Source organism: Nesterenkonia flava (assembly GCF_031432335.1).
Classification (GTDB): domain Bacteria; phylum Actinomycetota; class Actinomycetes; order Actinomycetales; family Micrococcaceae; genus Nesterenkonia; species Nesterenkonia flava.
This window is the reverse complement of the sequence record NZ_JAVKGT010000012.1, coordinates 61,910-79,840: the sequence shown is the minus strand read 5'-3', so window position 1 is coordinate 79,840 and position 17,931 is coordinate 61,910. Positions and strand designations below refer to the sequence as shown.

The 17,931-nt window shown below is 65.4% G+C and carries 18 protein-coding genes and 2 pseudogenes; 12 read left to right on the top strand and 8 right to left on the bottom strand.

Annotation, left to right across the window (positions count from 1 at the left end):
- The first annotated feature begins 139 nt into the window (after window positions 1-139).
- The 4 genes and pseudogenes from RH857_RS06290 to RH857_RS06275 all read left to right on the top strand — a co-directional run bounded on the left by RH857_RS06290 (window position 140) and on the right by RH857_RS06275 (window position 4,222).
- A complete protein-coding gene (locus RH857_RS06290) occupies window positions 140-490 on the top strand; it encodes a DUF2200 domain-containing protein (RefSeq protein WP_310537120.1) in 351 nt (116 codons plus the stop codon).
- Window positions 491-549: 59 nt separating this feature from the next.
- A pseudogene (locus tag RH857_RS06285) lies at window positions 550-2,891 on the top strand (ATP-binding cassette domain-containing protein).
- Complete coding sequence (locus RH857_RS06280) at window positions 2,881-3,447, top strand: YdeI/OmpD-associated family protein (protein WP_310537119.1); 567 nt, start codon at window positions 2,881-2,883, stop codon at window positions 3,445-3,447. Before RH857_RS06285 ends, RH857_RS06280 begins: the two are co-directional and overlap by 11 nt.
- Before the next feature lie 145 nt (window positions 3,448-3,592).
- A complete protein-coding gene (locus RH857_RS06275; RefSeq protein ID WP_310537118.1) occupies window positions 3,593-4,222 on the top strand; it encodes a DsbA family oxidoreductase in 630 nt (209 codons plus the stop codon).
- Here the strand turns inward: RH857_RS06275 and RH857_RS06270 are convergent.
- Together RH857_RS06270 and RH857_RS06265 are read right to left on the bottom strand one after the other, a co-directional pair.
- Complete coding sequence (locus RH857_RS06270) at window positions 4,201-5,205, bottom strand: cation diffusion facilitator family transporter (RefSeq protein ID WP_310537117.1); 1,005 nt, start codon at window positions 5,203-5,205, stop codon at window positions 4,201-4,203. The two genes, RH857_RS06275 and RH857_RS06270, sit on opposite strands and share 22 nt — an antisense overlap.
- Entirely contained in the window at window positions 5,202-5,645 is a 444-nt protein-coding gene (locus RH857_RS06265) for a transporter substrate-binding domain-containing protein (protein ID WP_310537116.1), read from the bottom strand. The genes RH857_RS06270 and RH857_RS06265 overlap by 4 nt, the downstream gene beginning before the upstream one ends.
- A 124-nt stretch (window positions 5,646-5,769) precedes the next feature.
- Here RH857_RS06265 and RH857_RS06260 point away from each other — a divergent pair, with 124 nt between their 5' ends.
- Window positions 5,770-6,891, top strand: coding sequence for a flavin-containing monooxygenase (locus RH857_RS06260; RefSeq protein ID WP_310537115.1), 1,122 nt, complete (start codon window positions 5,770-5,772; stop codon window positions 6,889-6,891).
- 69 nt (window positions 6,892-6,960) lie between these two features.
- Entirely contained in the window at window positions 6,961-7,704 is a 744-nt protein-coding gene (locus RH857_RS06255) for an MBL fold metallo-hydrolase (RefSeq protein WP_310537114.1), read from the top strand.
- A gap of 8 nt (window positions 7,705-7,712) precedes the next feature.
- Here the strand turns inward: RH857_RS06255 and RH857_RS06250 are convergent, their stop codons facing one another.
- Both RH857_RS06250 and RH857_RS06245 read right to left on the bottom strand, forming a co-directional pair.
- Window positions 7,713-7,979, bottom strand: coding sequence for a hypothetical protein (locus RH857_RS06250; protein ID WP_310537113.1), 267 nt, complete (start codon window positions 7,977-7,979; stop codon window positions 7,713-7,715).
- The gene (locus tag RH857_RS06245) at window positions 7,976-8,521 is read right to left on the bottom strand and encodes a DUF2269 family protein (RefSeq protein WP_310537112.1); all 546 of its coding nucleotides are present in this window, start codon (window positions 8,519-8,521) and stop codon (window positions 7,976-7,978) included. Before RH857_RS06245 ends, RH857_RS06250 begins: the two co-directional genes overlap by 4 nt.
- Before the next feature lie 50 nt (window positions 8,522-8,571).
- Between RH857_RS06245 and RH857_RS06240 the strand changes: the two genes are divergently transcribed.
- Window positions 8,572-9,273: a GlxA family transcriptional regulator gene (locus tag RH857_RS06240; protein WP_310537111.1), complete on the top strand. Its 702-nt coding sequence runs from the start codon at window positions 8,572-8,574 to the stop codon at window positions 9,271-9,273.
- A 54-nt stretch (window positions 9,274-9,327) separates the two neighbouring features.
- Here RH857_RS06240 and RH857_RS06235 read toward each other — a convergent pair whose 3' ends face one another.
- A complete protein-coding gene (locus tag RH857_RS06235) occupies window positions 9,328-10,038 on the bottom strand; it encodes a type 1 glutamine amidotransferase (protein ID WP_310537110.1) in 711 nt (236 codons plus the stop codon).
- Between the two features lie 150 nt (window positions 10,039-10,188).
- Between RH857_RS06235 and RH857_RS06230 the strand changes: the two genes are divergently transcribed.
- Together RH857_RS06230 and RH857_RS06225 are read left to right on the top strand one after the other, a co-directional pair.
- Window positions 10,189-10,491, top strand: coding sequence for a DUF6504 family protein (locus tag RH857_RS06230; protein ID WP_310537109.1), 303 nt, complete (start codon window positions 10,189-10,191; stop codon window positions 10,489-10,491).
- A gap of 4 nt (window positions 10,492-10,495) precedes the next feature.
- The gene (locus RH857_RS06225; RefSeq protein WP_310537108.1) at window positions 10,496-13,939 is read left to right on the top strand and encodes a DNA polymerase III subunit alpha; all 3,444 of its coding nucleotides are present in this window, start codon (window positions 10,496-10,498) and stop codon (window positions 13,937-13,939) included.
- Window positions 13,940-13,952: 13 nt separating this feature from the next.
- On the opposite strand, the gene RH857_RS06220 is transcribed toward RH857_RS06225, so the two are convergent.
- Window positions 13,953-14,288, bottom strand: coding sequence for a DUF2000 family protein (locus RH857_RS06220; RefSeq protein WP_310537123.1), 336 nt, complete (start codon window positions 14,286-14,288; stop codon window positions 13,953-13,955).
- Here RH857_RS06220 and RH857_RS06215 point away from each other — a divergent pair.
- Window positions 14,286-14,405: pseudogene (locus tag RH857_RS06215) on the top strand (AsnC family transcriptional regulator); the annotation flags it as partial. The gene RH857_RS06220 and the pseudogene RH857_RS06215 overlap by 3 nt on opposite strands.
- Before the next feature lie 3 nt (window positions 14,406-14,408).
- The gene (locus tag RH857_RS06210; protein WP_310537107.1) at window positions 14,409-14,735 is read left to right on the top strand and encodes an Lrp/AsnC family transcriptional regulator; all 327 of its coding nucleotides are present in this window, start codon (window positions 14,409-14,411) and stop codon (window positions 14,733-14,735) included.
- 11 nt (window positions 14,736-14,746) lie between these two features.
- On the opposite strand, the gene RH857_RS06205 is transcribed toward RH857_RS06210, so the two are convergent.
- The gene (locus tag RH857_RS06205) at window positions 14,747-15,589 is read right to left on the bottom strand and encodes a helix-turn-helix domain-containing protein (RefSeq protein ID WP_310537106.1); all 843 of its coding nucleotides are present in this window, start codon (window positions 15,587-15,589) and stop codon (window positions 14,747-14,749) included.
- Between the two features lie 149 nt (window positions 15,590-15,738).
- On the opposite strand from RH857_RS06205, the gene RH857_RS06200 reads away from it, so the two are divergent.
- Complete coding sequence (locus RH857_RS06200; RefSeq protein WP_310537105.1) at window positions 15,739-16,488, top strand: SDR family NAD(P)-dependent oxidoreductase; 750 nt, start codon at window positions 15,739-15,741, stop codon at window positions 16,486-16,488.
- A gap of 28 nt (window positions 16,489-16,516) precedes the next feature.
- Here the strand turns inward: RH857_RS06200 and RH857_RS13665 are convergent, their stop codons facing one another.
- Window positions 16,517-17,815 carry an HNH endonuclease signature motif containing protein gene (locus RH857_RS13665; protein ID WP_374761124.1) on the bottom strand — a complete coding sequence of 433 codons (1,299 nt, stop codon included), beginning with the start codon at window positions 17,813-17,815 and terminating at the stop codon, window positions 16,517-16,519.
- Window positions 17,816-17,931 lie beyond the last annotated feature (116 nt).

Sequence of the window (17,931 nt, the reverse complement as noted above, 5' to 3'; positions counted from 1 at the left end):
TGACTCTCCTTCAGGACCTACATAACGGCCCTGCCACTAAGTCTGACGCGCGACAACAATAGTCAAGGCAGCCATTCCCCACTAGTCATCACATCCCCGTCCTGAAACGACCCTCGCACCCCTTTGAGATGATGAGCTCATGACAAAGCACCGCATCTACACCATGCCGGTGGCCGATGTGTACCCGCACTACATCGCCAAAGCTGAGCGCAAAGGGCGCACCAAAGACGAGGTGGACGAGATCATTCGGTGGCTCACGGGCTATACCCCGAAACAGTTCGAAGATGTCCTGGACCAACGCACAGATTTTGAGACGTTCTTCGTCGAAGCGCCAGCGCTTCACCCGAACCGCACGCTGATCACCGGCGTCATCTGCGGCGTCAAAGTTCAGGAGATCGAGGAGACCACCATGCGTGAAATCCGCTACCTGGACAAACTGGTTGACGAACTCGCCAAGGGCAAGCCCATGCAAAAGATTCTGCGCGGCTAGAGGAGGCCAATCCTGTGCCTGAAAGGACATAGGGGCACGAACCTACTGACACACCAACGATGCGTACGGTGTACGATAATGGGGTGATTGAGCGTACTCCCTCTGCATCGTCCTCCTCCCCCGAGTCCACCGCACACCATCCAGCCGCCGAATTCATCGAAGTCCGAGGCGCCCGCGAGAACAACCTGCGCGGGGTCGACGTCGACATCCCCAAACGCCAGCTCACCGTTTTCACCGGAGTCTCCGGCTCCGGAAAGTCCTCCCTGGTGTTCGGCACATCGCCGCAGAGTCCCGCCGCCTGATCAACGAAACCTACGACGCGTTTATCCAGGGCTTCATGCCGCCTTCACCCCAGCCGGAGGTGGAGAGCCTGCGCCACGTCACCGCCGCAATCATCGTGGACCAGGAGCAGATGGGCGCCAATAAGCGCTCCACCGTCGGCACCGCGACCGATACCTATACGATGCTGCGCCTACTCTTCTCCCGGGAGGGTACCCCGCGGCTGGAATCCTCCCACGAGCTCTCCTTCAACGACCCTCACGGGATGTGCCCCACGTGTGAAGGCCTGGGAACCGTAGCCGACGTCGACGTTCACGCCATCGTGGACCATTCCAAATCCCTCAACGACGGCGCCATCGACTGGCCCGGCTACAAACCCGGCTCCTGGCAGTGGTCGGTGTACGCCGAAACAGGGATCTTCGACCCCGATAAACCCGTGGGCGAGTTCACCGACGCCGAACGCGAAGATTTCCTCTACGCCGAAGAGCGCAAAGTCAAGCACAACGGCATGAACATCACCTACCGCGGCCTCATCACCAACCTGCGGCTCTCGGTGTTCATCAAAGACGTCGAAACCCTGCAGCCAGCCATGCGTGCCGCCGTCGAACGCGCGGCGGTGCAGCGCACCTGCTCCGACTGTGAGGGCTCCCGCCTGAAGCCGGAGGCCCGTGCCGTCAGACTCGCAGGCAAAGGCATTGCCGAATGCACCAGTATGCAGATCTCCGACCTGGCGGAGTTTCTGCGCGGCGCAGGCCTCTCCGCCTCCTCCGCTCCCCTACAGGCCAAACTGCTTGAAGCGCTGGAGACCTTCAACAGCATCGGCCTGGGGTACCTGAGCCTGAACCGGCCGGCCTCAACGCTCTCCGGCGGTGAGGCCCAGCGCACTCGCATGGTCAAGCATCTGGGCTCGTCCCTGACGGATATCACCTATGTCTTCGACGAGCCCACCACGGGCCTTCATCCCCATGACGTGGAACGAATGAACACCCTGCTGCTGAAGCTGCGCGACAAGGGAAACACCGTGCTCGTCGTCGAGCACAAGCCCGAGGTGATGGCGGTAGCCGATCACATCATCGATATGGGACCGGAGGCCGGCGTACACGGCGGCGAGGTGGTCTACACCGGAGACTTCGCCGCACTGAAACGATCCGGCACCTTCACCGGCCGCCATCTGGAACAACAGCAGCCGCTGAAGGACACCGTCCGGCAGCCCGCCGGATGGCTACCGATCCGGAATGCCGATACCAACAACCTGCGAGGCGTCGACGTCGACGTTCCCACCGGGGTCCTGGTCGCCGTCACCGGTGTGGCCGGCTCGGGCAAGTCCTCGCTCATACACGGACATCTCCCCCGAGAAGGTGTGGCGTTCGTGGATCAGTCCGCCATCCGCGGTTCGCGCCGCTCCACCCCTGTGACCTACACGGGGCTGCTGGACCCCATCCGCAAAGCCTTCGCCAAAGCCACCGGCGCCTCGGCCGCCCTGTTCAGCGCCAACTCCAAGGGCGGTTGCCCCGAGTGCAAGGGACTGGGTGCCATCTATACAGATCTGGCGTTCATGGCGGGCGTCGAGTCGCTGTGCGAGACCTGCCAGGGACGCCGTTTCACCCCGGAGGCCCTGTCCCACCACCTGCGGGGCAAGAACATCGCCGAGGTCTACGACTTCTCCGTCGAGGAAGCAGTGGAATTCTTCACGGAGAAGGCCATTACCCCCATGCTCCGGAGGCTGCAGCAGGTGGGCCTGGGGTATCTGCGCCTGGGTCAGCGCCTGACCACGCTCTCAGGCGGCGAACGTCAGCGCCTGAAGCTGGCCATCGAGATGGGCACCGAGGCCGAGGTCATCGTGCTGGATGAGCCCAGCTCCGGACTGCATATGGCCGACACCGATCGGCTCATCGGCGTGCTCGATGAGATCGTGGACGCCGGGCGCACGGTCATCGTCATCGAGCACAATCTAGATGTGATGTCACGCGCCGACTGGATCATTGATGTGGGCCCCGGGGCCGGCCACGACGGCGGCCAGGTGGTCTTCTCCGGAACACCCGCTGAACTCATCAGCACCTCGGCCACAGGCACCGCGGAGTCACTGACGGGTCTTCACCTGAGGAGGCGGCATGGCCGGTGAACCTGAGATCCTGGTCGTCGCTGATGCAGCGGCATGGCGGACTTGGCTGGATGAGCACGAGGAGACTCACGACGGCGTCTGGCTGATGCTGGCCAAGAAGGGCACGGTTTTCCCCACCTCCCTGACCTACGCCCAAGCCCTGGATGAAGCCCTGTGCAGCGGATGGATTGACGGGCAGAAGCGCCGCTACGACGACGCCACCTTCATCCAGCGCTTCACGCTTCGCCGTGCCCGGTCGATGTGGTCGGCCCGGAACGTGGAGCACATCCAGCGCCTCCGCGCCGAGGGGCGAATCCGCCCTCGCGGTGAAGCCGAGGTGGCCAAAGCCCAGGCGGATGGGCGGTGGGACCGTGCCTACGCGGGCTCAGCGGCGGCGGTGGTCCCGGCTGACCTGATTACCGCCCTGGAGGCAGCCGGACTGCGTCAGACGTTTGATACCCTCAGCAGCCAGGAGCGGTATTCGATCCTGCACCAGCTGATGACCGCAGCCACAGAGGACGTCCGGGCGCGCCGTCTGCAGCGGGCGGTGGCGAACCTGCAGACAACGACCAGCTGACCACGCTCTTGAATCAGTTGGGCAGTTCTCACTACTTTGGCCCGCTGCGGCGCCGTTTGAAGTAGTGGGAAACGCCCAACTGACGGGCTGAGGCCCAGGAGCAGCAAAGGGTGCACCGGACCCCGCACGGTGGGATGATGAGCCCATGAGAATCGATGTGTGGAGCGACTTTGTGTGCCCCTTCTGCTACATGGGTGAGGCTCTGCTGCAGCAGGCCTTAGAGTCATACGAGCACGAGGTGGAGATCCACTACCACAGCTACCAGCTCATGCCCGAGCTGAGCCCCGAGACCGCGATCAGCCCCACTGATCTCCTCGTTGAGGAGCGCGGCATGGAGCCTGCCCAGGCTGCCGCGGCCAATGCCCAGGTCACCGAACGTGCCGCCTCACTCGGGCTGGACTACCGGCTGGACCAGGCGCTGGCCACCAACACCCGCACCGCGCACCGGCTCTCCCACTACGCTGCGGAGAAGGGACTGCAGCATGAGCTGGTCCGCCGGCTCTTCGCCGCATACTTCACCGAGGGCAAGCACTTAGGCGACGCCGACACTCTGGCAGACCTCGCCGCTGAGGTGGGGCTGGATCGCGAGGAGGCCCGCGGCGTCGTCGTCGGGGATGCCTATGCCCAGCAGGTCGATGCTGACATCAGCCTGGCCCGGAAGATGCAGATCACCGGGGTGCCGTTCTTCGTGTTCAACGACCGGGTGGCAGTCTCCGGGGCACAGCCGGCAGAGGTCTTCCAACAGGCGCTGCGTCAGGCCGCGGCGAAGTCCTGATCCCCCTGCGCGTCATCGCCCTCTCCGTGGGGCGTGTCGGTCACAGAGAGCACCAGGTCTTGGATCCGCCAGTCCATCTCGGTGCAGCTGCGGCGCAGCTCCTCGAGCCAGGCCACTTCCAGCCGAGGCTCACGCACCTGCAGAAAGGCTTCCACGTGGAGTACATGCCCCTCGTCACGGGCGCGGGTCTGGACAGATACCACCTGGGGCTCCTGCTGGATGCGAGCATTGATCCGGGCGATCAGCGGGTGCGGAGCGGAGTTGTCCACGGTGGTGGCGCGGGCATCAGCGAGGTCGCGGATGGCATCGCGGATGTTCTCCCAGCCGTCCTTGGTGATGCTCACTGAGATGACCAGTGCCGCCGCCGCATCAGCCCACCACCAGCCGAGGCCGATACCGGCCACGCCCGTGGCGGTGGCCAGTCCGGTCAGCCAGTCCGCTCGGTTCATATCCGCATCGGCACGCAGCACCTTGTCATGCAGCTGCTCAGCCAGCCGGCGCTTGATCCGCCCCAGGATCACCGGGGCGATGCAGCTGGCCAGCGCCACTACGATCATGTGCCACCCCAGCCACACCGGTGTGCCGAAGAGGTTGATCGCGCCGATCGGCGGACGCTCCCCCAGCAGCAGGCTGCTGCCGCCATCGGCGATGAGCAGCAGTCCCACGCCGGCGAGCGCCACGCCGGAGACCAGGTGCCCCACTCCCACCGCCCGGTGATAGCCGAAGGGGAACCGCTCATTGGGGGTTTTGGCGGCCAGCCGGGCACCGATGAGGAAGGCCAGCGGAGGCAGGAACGAGAGCATGTCCTCGATCCACGCGGTCTTCATGGCCTGGGAGTTGCCCATGACGGCTGCCATGGCCGCCACCGTGAGCGTGAGGATCCCCAGCCAGAGGTACTGGATGCGCCGCGCCTTCTGCAGAGCCCGCTGCTGCTCCGGGGGGAGCTCGGTGTGGCCGAACTGCGGCGTGCGCCTGCGGCTCATGGGGTCTCCCTCTCGATGAAGAAGCTCTCCAGGTCCATGAGCAGCGCATTCTCCCCCTGTTCGGTCAGGACAATGCGCCCGGGACCTTCCGCCGGGGTCTCGTAGGGCCGGGTGGGGGCCGCCTCCGATGTCCAGTGGGTGTTCTCGTCAAAGCCGCCGATGATGAGATCCAGTTCGTGCTCGCCCATGAGTCCCACCAGCTCGCTCTCGCTTCCGGGCACCCACCGGATCTCGGCATCAATCCGCTGCGCGTACTCGGTGATGAGCTCCACCTCGGTGCCCGAGGGCGTGGAGGTGGACAAATCCGTCCACGGAGGATGCTCTACCACTCCCACGCTTAACTGCCCTCCGCGGGCGTGAGACAGACTCTTCTCGGGATCGGCAGGGTACTCCGAGCAGCCTCCCGCAGAGACCACGGCGAGCGCCAGCGGCAGAGCCACCGCACCCCGTCGTATGCTTCTGGGCGGTCTCCTGGCCATCCCTGTCCTTCCACGAGAATCTGCTGCGCCGTCATCCGCTATGGAACCGGCACCTCCTGGAAACCAGCTGTGAAACAATCCAGTCATGACAGACGGGAAGTCGCGTATGAGGGCCGACGTCGTCGTCATCGGATCCGGCCAGGCGGGACTCTCCGCGGGGTATCACCTCAAAAGGACTGGCCTGGTCAGTGCAGTCGCACACCCTGAGGCCGCAGGCAGCTTCGTGATGCTCGACGCCGACACCGCACCTGGCGGGGCCTGGCAGCACCGCTGGGAGTCCCTGACGATGGACACCGTCAACGGGATCTTTGATCTGCCCGGGATGCCCAAGCCCCCGCTTCAGCCCGAGGAGCCCAGCCGGACCGCGGTCCCTCGGTACTTCGCAGAGTTTGAGCGGCGCATGGCCCTGCCCATTCTGCGTCCCGTCACGGTGAGCGCCGTGCGCCGTGCGGATGCGGATCCTGCGGGCGAGCTGCTCGTGGAGACCGATCAGGGCATCTGGCATACACGGGCAGTCATCAACGCCACCGGCACGTGGAACAACCCGCTGCTGCCGCAGTATCCCGGGCATGACAGTTTTCTGGGCACCCATCTGCATACCCGGGACTATGTGGCCGCCTCGGCGTTCGCGGGCCGTCGCGTAGCGGTGGTCGGCGGAGGGATCTCCGCGGTGCAGCATCTGGAGGAGATCTCCCGCCACACCACCACGTTCTGGTACACCCGCCGGGAACCGGTCTTTCTTGACGAGGACTTCCGGCCGGAGATCGAGGGGCGGAAGACCATTGAAAAAGTCACCGCCAATGCTGAGGCTGGTCTTCCGCCGGCGAGCATCGTCTCTTACACCGGACTCATCTGGACTCCCGGCGCGCGGGAGGCGCAGGCCCGCGGGGCGCTGGAGCGGAGAGAGATGTTCAGCCGCATCGAACCGCACGGGGTGCGCGAGGCTGACGGGTCCTTCACCTCGGTGGATATGATCCTCTGGGCCACCGGCTTCCGACCTGCCTTAGCTCATCTGGCGCCGTTGAACCTCGTCAACGACCGCGGCGGTATCCAAGTGCGCGGCACCGAGGTGGTGGCTGAACCGAGAGTGCATCTGACCGGCTTCGGCCCCTCGCAGTCCACTGTGGGGGCCAACCGGGCCGGACGTGAGGCGGTGAAAACCCTGGCGGCATCAAGCCTGCTCACCCGCAACACCCAGGCCGGCTGACCACACTGACACGGAAGCCCCAGCTCAACCGCTAGATCTGACGCACCTGCGATATGTCTGGAGAATCCGATGATCAGCTATGACGTTGCCGACGGCATCCACCTCATCACCCGCGCCCACGTCAACTGCTATGTGGTGGAGGACGAGAACGGCGTGCTTCTGGTGGATGCGGGCCTGCCTCGCATGTGGCAGGAGGTTCTGGAGGTGCTGCGCACCCGCGGACGGCGCCCCGGAGACATTCGCGCCCTGGCCCTGACCCACGGCCACTTTGATCACATGGGATTCGCCCGGCATGCCCATCGCGAGCACGGAATCCCCGTTCTGGTGCACCAGGAGGACGCGCCGCTGGCCTCCCACCCCTACCGCTATGCCACCGAGCGCAACCGTTTCCTCTACCCGTTCACCCATCCCCGATCCCTGCCGGTGCTGGGCAAGCTCGCGACCTCCGGAGCGCTGCGCGTTCGGGGGCTGCGGGACACCCAGCCGATGACCGAGGGTTCTTTGGAGGACCTGCCGGGCAGTCCCTCGGTGCTGCACACTCCCGGACATACGGACGGGCACTGCATTCTGCATCTGCCCGAGCGGAACACCGTGATCAGCGGAGACGCGCTGGTGACGCTGGATCCGTACACGGGAACTCAGGGACCACAAATCGTGGCCAGCGCCGCCACCAAGGACACCCGGCAGGCCCTGGACTCCCTGCAAGCGATCTCCTCCACCGGTGCCGCGACCGTCCTGACCGGACACGGCGCACCGTGGACGCACGGAGCCGAGGCCGCAGTGGAACAGGCCCGGCGCACCGGCGCCCACTGAAGCGAGACTCAGGCCACCGCCGCGGCGCTCCGCAGCGCAGCGCGGTAGGCCAGCCACCCGCCGATCCCCGGCAGCAGGCTGAGTACCCAGACGCGATGCCTCCCCTGAGCCGCGAGGATGCCAGCAATCACGGTACCGGTATAGGCCAGACCGTGGCTGGGACCCAGCAGGGAGCTGATGAGCGGCTCGTGCACGGTGATGATGTTGACCAGCATGAGCGCCAGCGTCACCATCTCTGCCACGCCCAGCCATTTCAGGACGACGACGGCGCTCATGCGTACCCTCCCTGCCCGGGCCGGTAGATCATCATGACGACCACCACAGCCCACAGCAGGTTGAACACCCCTGTGGTCATCCCCAGACGTCGTGCGAGGGAGACATCGGGCAGGGCCCGGGTCATGGTGGTGGCGCCTGTCGCACTGGCAGCGCCTTTAGAGGCCGCGCCTTCCACGTCGCCGTCGTCGTGCCGGGTGTTCTGCTCCAGCCCCTCCACCACCTGTTTCTGTGCGGGGATGACCTGGGTGATGAGGACGGCTGCGGCCAGCGCGGTCAGGGTCATGGACACCAACAGCCACGGCTGGGTGAGGATGCCCATGGAGACGGCGGTAGCCACGCCGAAGACCGGCACCAGGATTCCGATGACCGCGTAGACGCGGGTAATGCGGTGCAGGATACGCACGGTGGCCCCCGCGCGGGCGTCGGCGGGGTCGGCGAGCGCCCGGCGGGCTGCCGGCGGAAACATGCTCGCAGCCACGGCCACCGGCCCGATGGCCAGGATGGCGCCGAGCACATGGATGGAGAGAAGAAAATTGCTCATACCCTCATCTTCTACGTCGCGTAGAAGTCTCCACCAGTGTCCCGATGGCCATGTCTCGCCTGAATCTTGCCACTGGGCCTCCGCACGCCCGAACACCGCAGCTACCCGCGAGGGCCGGACTACTGGATGGGCGCCGCGCCACCACGCACTGGCGGGCCGCCCACGCCCTGGCCCGGATGTTCCCCGCCGTCGACGTCGACCCGGAGGTCCTCTACGTGGACACCGGCCAGATCCTCACCTCAGCAGGCGCGGCGGCCGGCCTGGACCTGTGTCTGCACATGATCCAGCAGGACCACGGGGCCGCCGTGGCCGCCGATGCCTCGCGTCTTGCGGTGGCACCGCTGCACCGCAGCGGCGGGCAGGCCCAGTTCATCCTGCGCAACCATCCCGACCTGACGGCCTCAACATTGGCCACCTCCGCCCTGGAGCCGGTGCTGGGCTGGATCGAGGAGAATGCCCACCGGCACCTCACCCTGGAGGATCTGGCCGCGGCCGCGCATATGAGTGTGCGCACACTGAACCGGCGCTTCCACGCGGAGACGGGCCAGTCACCGATGTCCTGGCTGGCCGGGGTGCGGATCCGTCATGCCCAGGAGCTGCTGGAGACCACCGACTACGGGATCGAGCGCATCGCTCGGCAGACCGGCTTCCCCAGTCCCAGCAATTTCCGCAGCAGCTTCCAGAAGACGCTGGGGGTCGCCCCCAGCGAGTACCGGCGCACGTTCCGGGGTCGTACCACTGCCCCGCAGTGAGCTACCACCCCGCGGCACACCATCGCCTGAGAAGCCCTGCCTCAGACGGGCCGATCAGCTGCGGCGGGCGTAGTCCACGAAGGCTGCGGCCAGCGGCTTGAAGGTCTCTTCGATCTCGGCGGCCTGGGCGTCGAACTCCTCCAGCACCCGGTCAGGCCTCAGACCCGCCCGCTCCACCAGGTGGGCGGTGTCCCGCGCCCAGCCGCGCAGGGTCTCAGCATTGACTTCCGGATGGAATTGGACCGACCAGGAGGAGTCACCCACCCGGAAGGCCTGCACCGGGGCATCGGTGCCGTCCACCAGATGCACCGCACCCTCGGGAACCTGGGCGATCTGCTCCTGGTGCCACATCACTGCTCGGGGGCGCTCCGGCAGCACGGAGAAGACCGGATCCTCTGCGGCCTCGGGACGACGGTGCAGCTCCATCACGCCGATCTGGGGCTTGGCCCGGCGGAAAACCTCCACCTCATGGGCGACCGCGGCCAGCTGCGCTCCCAGGCAGATGTTGAAGGCCGGCTCGCTGCGCTGCGCAGCCTGGCGCTGCAGAGACCGGACCGCCGGAAGCCAACTCCATCGCTCATCATCCTCCGGCCCGGCAGTCCCGCCCAGGACCACCAGAGCGTCGTAGCCCGTCAGACTCTGCGGCACCTCATCCCCTCGATCAGGACGCAGAATGTGCAGCTGGGCGCCAGCTTCTCTGAGCCAGTCGCCGAATCTGTCGATGCCGACGCCGTCCTCGTGCTGGATCACCAGAACCTTGACCATCCGATGATGCTACCTCCACCCCGCTTCGGGCTCAGAACTGGGGAAGCAGGGCCGCTGATGAGGGCGGTTGGCTCCAGGATGAGGTCTTGTCCTATGGTGCTTCTACACTCGATAATCGAATCTATGTTCGAATAGTGGAGGGAGCTGCCCATGACTGCTGAAGCGGCGGTCCAGCATGATTCGGCCACGGTGTGGACCGCCTCCTCGGGTGCACCTGAGCGCCTGGTGTGGAGCGGGCGACGGTTTCGGGTCTCTGCGAGGCCGATCCCCTGGATCGACCGGCGTCCGTGGTGGCACACCTCCACCCGCGTCCCCGCTGGACGATCAGCGGAGGCTCTGGAGCAGCGAATGTGGCAGGTCCAGGCCACCGCCGAGGACGACGGACAGATTCTCATCTTCGACCTTGCGGTGGCCGCCGGCCCCTCCTGGCCGGTGACGGGCATCTACGACTAACACCATGCAACAACCAAGGCGGGAGCCAGTGCCTTCTTTTACCCATCTGAATGTGGCCAGCGCATTCTCCGCGCACCACGGCACCAGCCGACCTGAGGCTCTGGTAGAGACTGCTCAGCGGGCTGGTGCCGCGGCGGCGGCGATCACGGACCGGGACGGCCTCTACGGGGCTGTCCGCCATGTGCGATCCTGTCTCGCGCACGGGCTGGACCCCGTGGTGGGGGTCAACCTGCAGGTCAAAGAGGGCACCGGCTCTGTTTCGGAGACCCTCTCAGAGATCACGGTGCTGGCCCATGGTCACAATCAGGGGGCGGGATGGGCCTCCCTGGTGCGCCTGGTCTCCTCCGCCCACGCCCCTAAACGCGGGGCTCGGCGGGTGCCCCACGGCTCGGCGCACCGTCCGGCCTGGATCAGCCGCAGCCGTCCGGGGATCTTCCTCCAGAACGACGACGGCTCCCCCACCGCCACCCTCATGCTGGGCCCGGGCTCCGATGTGGGTCAGGCAGTACTGGCTGGCCAGAAGGACCGGGCGCAGCATCTGCTTCAGGACTGGAAGCAGCAGCTTCCCGGGGGCGTCGTCGTCGAAGTGGTCTGTCATCACACCCGGCCAGGCCTCAGCGCCAGCCTGAAGCACGCCGCGCAGATGCTTCAGCTGGCCCAGGCCACGGGGACTCCGGCGGTGCTCACCAATGCGGTGCGCTACCGGGTTCCGGATGAGGCGGTGACCGGAGATGTGCTCGATGCGGCAGCGCACCTGCTGCCCCTGGGCAGCTTCACCCCGCAGCCCAACGGACAGGCCTGGTTCAAACCCGCGGCCCAGATGCATGCCCTGGCACACCAGGTTGCTGATGCTGCTGGGCTGCCTCGGGAGGCGGCCTATGCGCTGCTGGAGGAGACGCAGAGGATCACCGAGCGCTGCCGCCTGGATCCTCCGAGCGATCTGGGCTGGAAACAGCCCAAGGTCCCGGAGCTGGAGGTGCTGGGGATTACCGAGGATCCGGCCCTGGTGCTGCGGCAGCGGTGCGAGGCAGCCTTGCCGCACCGTTATCCGCAGGCCACCGGAGAGAGCCTGCGGACTCTTCAGGAACGCCTGGAGAAGGAGCTGGCCACCATCACACAGTTCGGCTTCAGCAGCTACTTCCTCACCGTGGCCGATGTGGTGGACCTGATCCGGGATATGGATATCCGGGTGCAGGCCCGCGGTTCGGGCGCCGGCAGCCTGGTGAACTATCTGCTGCGGGTCTCCACCGTGGATCCGATCGAGCACGATCTGCTGTTTGAGCGTTTCCTCGGCGAGGTGCGCACCACGCTCCCCGACATTGATGTGGACATCGAGTCAGCGCGCCGCCATGAGGTCTACGAGGCCATTTTTGAGCGCTACGGTCATCATCGGGTGACGCTGCTGTCCATGCAGAACCGGTACCGCGCCCGGGGAGCCGCTCGCGATGCGGGGCTGGCTCTGGGCCTCAGCGAAGAGCGGATCGACCAGATCGCTGAGAGCATCTGGCGCTTCAACGCTCGGGACTTCCGGCAGGTGCTGGCCTCCAAGCCGGAGCTGCGCGAGGTAGCCGAGCTGGTCAATGCTGAGCCGCAGCTGGACCTGCTGGTAGACCTCACCGAACGACTGGATCGGCTGCCCCGCCACATCTCCATGCATCCCTGCGGAGTGATTCTGGGCAACGCGGACCTGCTCTCGGTGACACCCACCCAGCCTTCCGGCATCGGGCTGCCCATGTCCCAGTTCGACAAGGACGATATTGACGATATGGGGCTGCTCAAGCTCGATGTGCTGGGAGTCCGCATGCAGTCCACTATGGCCTACGCCGTGAAAGAGATCGCCAGGGTCAACGGCTCCCGCACCGCTAGCGAGGGAGGGCTCCCCGAGGACGCGCCCTACATCTCGGAGGAAGGCCGCATCGATCTGGACGAGCTGCCTAAGGACGACGACCCGACGTTTGCCGCGATCCGCACCACCCACACTCTGGGAATGTTCCAGATCGAATCCCCCGGTCAGCGGGAACTGATCGGGAAGCTTCAGCCGGATGCCTACTCGGATCTCATCGCTGATATTTCGCTGTTCCGCCCCGGGCCGATGAAGGGCAATATGGTCACTCCCTTCATCGACCGCAAGCACGGTTTTCAGAAAATCACCTATCTGCATCCCCGTTTCGCCCACTTCCTGCAGGATTCCTACGGCGTGGTGATCTATCACGAGCATGTGCTGCGCATTCTCAGCGACACCATGGGGGTCTCCTTGGCAGAAGCGGATGAGCTTCGCCGCCGGTTGGAGAAGGACGCTGATCAGATTGAGCAGGATTTTCGCGAGCGTGCCGCACAGCGGGTTGAAGACGGGAAACGGCTCTTCAGCGATGAAAGCATCGAGCGGATATGGAAGACGCTGAAGGGCTTCGGAAGTTTTGGGTTCTGCAAAGCACACGGGGCGGCCTTTGCTCTGCCGACCTATCAGTCAGCCTGGCTGAAGACTCACTACCCGGTGGAGTTCCTTTGCGCACTCTTCGAGCACGACCCGGGGATGTATCCGCGTCGACTGCTCATGGCGGAGGCCCGGCGCATCGGCATTCCTCTGCTGAACGTGGACGTCAATGCTTCGGCGCCGGAGTACCGGGTGGAACGCCTCACCGCCGAGGAGAAGGGAATCAGACTCGCCCTGCGGGACATCAAGGGAATCAGCGACGCCGAGGTTCACCGCCTGGTGGAGCACCAGCCCTACACCTCCATCACTGATGTCTATGACCGGGCCAGGCCCTCCCGGCCCCTGATGATGCGGCTGGCAAGCATCGGCGCCTTCGACAGCCTGCTTGCCGCTGGCCAGGACAACCCGGCAAGCAGCGAACAGTCCACAGCCCGCGGCGGCATCATCGCCTATGTGCGGCAGCTGACAGCTTCTCCCTGGAAGCGTCGCGAGCCCGAGGATCTGGACCAGCCCCAGTTGTTCGGCGAACAAATGCTGGTGGATTCCACCGTGCCGGACCCCTCGGCCGAGGATCAACTCACTACGGAGCTGGAGACTCTGGCCTCTGAGGTCCAAGGCCACGTGATGGATCTCTACAGGCCCATGCTGGAGGAGATCGGAGTGACCACCGCGGAGGATCTTCTGGGACTGCGGAACAACTCCGAGGTGCTGGTGGCAGGCGTCCGGGTGGCCACCCAAACTCCGCCCATGCGCTCGGGCAAGCGCACGGTGTTCATCAGTCTCGACGACGGCACCGGCTGTGCCGACACGGTCTTCTTCGAAGAGGCTCAGCAGCAGGCCGGACCCCTGCTCTTCGGCACCAAGCTGCTGCTGATCCAGGGCAGAACTCGCCGCACGGGCGAACGCGGCATCTCCGTCCAAGCGGAGGCAGCGTGGGACCTGAAGCAGATGTGGAACGAGTGGAAGCAGCGAGCCTCCGCTCACCAGGGAGATGATCTGGAACTCTTCGCCTGAGATTCTGGACCCGTCATTCCATGAGGGAGAGCCCACCAATCAGCCGTTCAATGTAGCTTCGAGGCCCCACCACACTGAGCGCTGCATAGACCAGCTCCTCAGCAGGAGACCCCGCCATGGTCTCCAGATACTCCTGGTAGACCCGGGTCTGTTGGGCTGAGACCGGCATATCGGCCACATAGGTGTCCTCCCGTGCCTGGGCTTTGGCCCGCAGCACGCGCAGCTTCTCCCGAGAGGCGGTGACCACCGTGCATCCCAGCCAGGGCAGCGGTGCATGCTGTGACCCTCCGGCGTCCTCAGCGGCTGGCCCCAGCACACCGGAAACCGAAGTGGCCGTGACGCACTTGATACGGCGATCCTTCGTGAACTCCAGCGAGATGCTCGGCGCACTAATCGAGACCTCGCTCAAACCGTCGGCGTCGCGCCCTCCACGGCACTGGACCGCACCCGCACGCTGAAGGACCGAGGAGTGATCACCGGCGCTCGGCTGACCGTGGACCTCAAGAAGCTGGGTCGCGGAGTGCAAGCCATGGTCGCGGTCCGCGTCCGCCCACCCACGCGACGGAACATCGAAGGATTTCGTGAGTGGGCATCTCAGCTGCCCGAAGTCGTGGGGCTGTTCGTCACCAGCGGCACCGAGGACTTTCTGATCCATGTAGCCGTCCCGGACAACGATTCCCTGTACTCGTTTGTCATCGATCGCATGACAGAGCGACCGGAGGTGGCAGACGTGCGCACCTCGATCGTCTACGAGCACCGCCAGACCCAGGTGGTGCTGCCCCCAAAGCAGCGATGATCAGTTGCCGCTCACGGCTGGGACTGCATCTGCTGAACCCCTACTGCTCCGAGCAGCTTCAGCTGTTCGTGCGTGCGGGTCCCGGCAGGCGGGGTGAACCAGATGAGCCTCTGCCGGTGATCCTCGCTGAAAAGGGTCAGACAGTTCACATCCAGCACCCCCACCTCTGAATGAACAATGCGCTTGCGGTCTCCGCGGCGCACTGAGACATCATGGCGTTCCCAGAGCTGGCTGAACTCCTCGCTGTATCGCAGGAGGTTCTCCACCACGGCGCGCACATCCTGGTCATGACCTCGACGCCCGACGACGGCGCGCAGGTCTTCGACGAAGACTCGGGAGTGATGCGGGTGATCTTCTTCCGGATAGATCTCCCGCGCTGCTGGCTCGGTGAACCACCGGTAGACAAAACTGGCCCGCAGCCCCTGCTGCTCGGCGTGACTCCCCCGAAGGGCGCGCCCCAGACGGTTCTGCAGCAACGTCTCGTGCAGATCGGTGATGACGATGGCCGGGGTGTTCTCCACTCTCTGCAGCAGGTCCAGCATTCCGGGCTGCACATGAGCTGCTGGCCCGGAATCACCGCCTGTGGGGCGCCCTGCCAGGCGGAAGAGGTAATCCCGTTCGTCGTGTGTCAACCGCAGGGCCCGCGCCAGGCTTGCGAGCATTTGCTCGGAGGGCTGCGCCTCTCCGCGCTCCAGCTGGATGTAGTAGTCCGTAGAGGCCCCGGCGAGCAACGCCACTTCGTCCCGGCGCAGCCCCGGAACGCGACGGCGTGCTCCTGCGGCGATCCCCACGTCTGTTGACGGGATGCGGTCGCGGCGAGAACGCAGAAAAGCTCCCAAGGCTGGCAGATCCATGAGCCGATTATGCCGCGCCAGGAGCAGCCCAAGACAGGGGTCGTCATCCCCTGGGTCCCTTACGCCTGCCACCGGTTGGCCGCTGGACCGAGGATGAGTGAGGGCGGCTGCACACGGCGTCGCCCTTTCTCAAGCATCGGAGACCCACCATGTCTGCATCACGTACTGCTCTGATCACCGGCGGCAATCGCGGACTGGGCCGCGCAGTAGCCCTGTCCCTGGCCGGCGAGGGGATCGACATCATCTTCACCTACCGCTCCCACCACGAAGACGCGCTGCAGGTCAGCCGCGAGGTGGAGGACCTCGGGGCCCGTGCGGCGGCACTGCAGCTGGATACCGCCGCAGTCGTGACGTTCTCCTCCTCACTGCGCCAGGTGCTGAAGGACCAGTTCGAGCGCTCGAGCCTGGACATCCTGGTCAACAACGCGGGTTTTGCCGGCAGTGCGGTCCTTGGCAACACCGACGAGGGCACCCTGGACGGCCTCTTTGCCGTCCACGTCAAAGGGGTTTACCTGCTGACCCAGCAGCTGGCAACAGCACCGGAGGGCCAGCAGTGCCTGTTGGCCGACGGCGGACGCATCATCAATGTCTCCAGCGGACTGACGCGGTTCGTCTCCGCTCCCTACGCCGCCTACGCGGCGATGAAGGGCGCGGTCGAAGTCCTGACCCGGTACTGGTCCCAGGAACTGGGGCCGCGGGGAATCTCCGTCAACACCATCGCTCCGGGGCCGGTAGCCACCGATTTCGCCGGCGGTTATTTCCGTGACTCCGAACAGGTTCAGGAGGTCTTCACGGGCATGACCGCTCTGGGACGCATCGCCGAGGCAGAGGATATCGGCGCCGCCGTCGCCTCCCTGGTCTCCCCCCGGCACAGCGTGGATCACAGGCCAGCGCATTGAGGCCAGCGGCGGCTTCCGCCTCTAAGACTCACGTCGAGGAGCCGCTCACAAGGACACATTTTGGCGCAGGCCATGCGAAATCCACCGCCATGCCCGGCCAAGAATGCAAGGTTCCTTGTGAGCCACCTACCTCCGGAGAGCCAGGAAGCCGAGAACGACGGGTCACCGAAGGCAGACAAATCCGTCTGACCTCGCCGGGGCCTTCCGCACTACCGGGGCTCGCTGTACCCCGCGCTTCCCTTCGGCCGCCGGGACTCCCTGGAGGGTCAGCCGCTCCCTGCGATTCCCGAGCAGTCACCTCGCTCTCCTCAGGCGGGTCAAGGTATCCGTGAGACTTCATCCGGTGGTGGCGCCGGCATAACGCCCAGAGATTCTTCGCACTTGTCGGCCCACCACCGCCGAGGTGATCAGGACCCCAGGGGGTCTGGTGGTCCATATCGCAGCGCTCTGCAGGCACTCCGCACCCCGGGGCCTGGCAGGTCCCGTCCCGGAATACGAGGGCATCTCTCAGCCGCTGCGGCGGAAAGCGCCCTTGATAGGTCACCGAAAGCAGATCGACGTCCGCCTCAGGGACACCTGACTGACTCACCTTGGGACGACTAATGCCCTGGTACCACTGGTGCGAAGCCTCAGGGTCGCCCGCTAGAGCGCGAGCCTGGTCCGCAGGGAAACACCAGGAGCGATCCGCGCTCAATGCCGGCTCATTCGAGTCCCCGGTGAGAGTGGATTCGGGAATCAAGAGCATGATCTTCGCCTCTTGCGGGGTCTCGTACACCCGCCCATCGCGCATCCACGCGGTGAACAGATCCACTTCCCGCTGAGCCAGACTCCGCGGATCTCCACCACCCGGCTCCCGCTGCGTGGGATGCTTGCCCCTGGAATCGGCCTGTTCGCCAGCGCCTCTGGAGTGGGGACAGTCCAGCCCACGTGCTGCAGCCTTCAGGCGCTTCTCGACCGCGGCTGCTTCAAGGGTGGGCACATAAGCCTGGATCAGGCTCATGCCGTGGGGCAAGTGCTGAAACCTCACGTGGCGCTCTCCACGAGCCTTCCGACAGGCCTGTTCATAAGCGCCGGACTCCAACTGTGGGACCCGGCGGTTCAGCCAGCGCTGCAAATCACCGAGGTTCCCCCGCTCAGCACGCTCCACAGCTTCTCGATCCAGAACCTGCAGCTTCTCAGTGCCTAACATGACCTCTGCAGCATCAGCGATCTTGCGCACTCGTGACAGGTCGATCCGGCCTTCCTGGAACGCCTGCCAGGTGCAGGGCAAGTGGTGCTGAACGTGGTCTGCGACATTCAAAATAGTCACAGTGGTGCGCTCACTCATCCCTAACACCACAGCGCAGTCACGCACCGCGGCCTTATCTGCCTCCGCGCGGGCTATTAATGGGGCGCCTGCGCCGGGGCTATTCGCCCCGCCCCCGCTGAGCACATTTCTAGAGG

What these genes read in the sequence shown, in the direction of transcription:
- RH857_RS06290 (WP_310537120.1), top strand. Translation starts at nt 140, where the DNA reads ATGACAAAGCACCGCATCTACACCATGCCGGTGGCCGATGTGTACCCG.
- RH857_RS06280 (WP_310537119.1), top strand. Translation starts at nt 2,881, where the DNA reads ATGGCCGGTGAACCTGAGATCCTGGTCGTCGCTGATGCAGCGGCATGG.
- RH857_RS06275 (WP_310537118.1), top strand. Translation starts at nt 3,593, where the DNA reads ATGAGAATCGATGTGTGGAGCGACTTTGTGTGCCCCTTCTGCTACATG.
- RH857_RS06270 (WP_310537117.1), bottom strand. Translation starts at nt 5,205, where the DNA reads ATGAGCCGCAGGCGCACGCCGCAGTTCGGCCACACCGAGCTCCCCCCG.
- RH857_RS06260 (WP_310537115.1), top strand. Translation starts at nt 5,770, where the DNA reads ATGACAGACGGGAAGTCGCGTATGAGGGCCGACGTCGTCGTCATCGGA.
- RH857_RS06255 (WP_310537114.1), top strand. Translation starts at nt 6,961, where the DNA reads ATGATCAGCTATGACGTTGCCGACGGCATCCACCTCATCACCCGCGCC.
- RH857_RS06250 (WP_310537113.1), bottom strand. Translation starts at nt 7,979, where the DNA reads ATGAGCGCCGTCGTCGTCCTGAAATGGCTGGGCGTGGCAGAGATGGTG.
- RH857_RS06245 (WP_310537112.1), bottom strand. Translation starts at nt 8,521, where the DNA reads ATGAGCAATTTTCTTCTCTCCATCCATGTGCTCGGCGCCATCCTGGCC.
- RH857_RS06240 (WP_310537111.1), top strand. Translation starts at nt 8,572, where the DNA reads ATGTCTCGCCTGAATCTTGCCACTGGGCCTCCGCACGCCCGAACACCG.
- RH857_RS06235 (WP_310537110.1), bottom strand. Translation starts at nt 10,038, where the DNA reads ATGGTCAAGGTTCTGGTGATCCAGCACGAGGACGGCGTCGGCATCGAC.
- RH857_RS06230 (WP_310537109.1), top strand. Translation starts at nt 10,189, where the DNA reads ATGACTGCTGAAGCGGCGGTCCAGCATGATTCGGCCACGGTGTGGACC.
- RH857_RS06225 (WP_310537108.1), top strand. Translation starts at nt 10,496, where the DNA reads ATGCAACAACCAAGGCGGGAGCCAGTGCCTTCTTTTACCCATCTGAAT.
- RH857_RS06205 (WP_310537106.1), bottom strand. Translation starts at nt 15,589, where the DNA reads ATGGATCTGCCAGCCTTGGGAGCTTTTCTGCGTTCTCGCCGCGACCGC.
- RH857_RS06200 (WP_310537105.1), top strand. Translation starts at nt 15,739, where the DNA reads ATGTCTGCATCACGTACTGCTCTGATCACCGGCGGCAATCGCGGACTG.
- RH857_RS13665 (WP_374761124.1), bottom strand. Translation starts at nt 17,815, where the DNA reads ATGAGTGAGCGCACCACTGTGACTATTTTGAATGTCGCAGACCACGTT.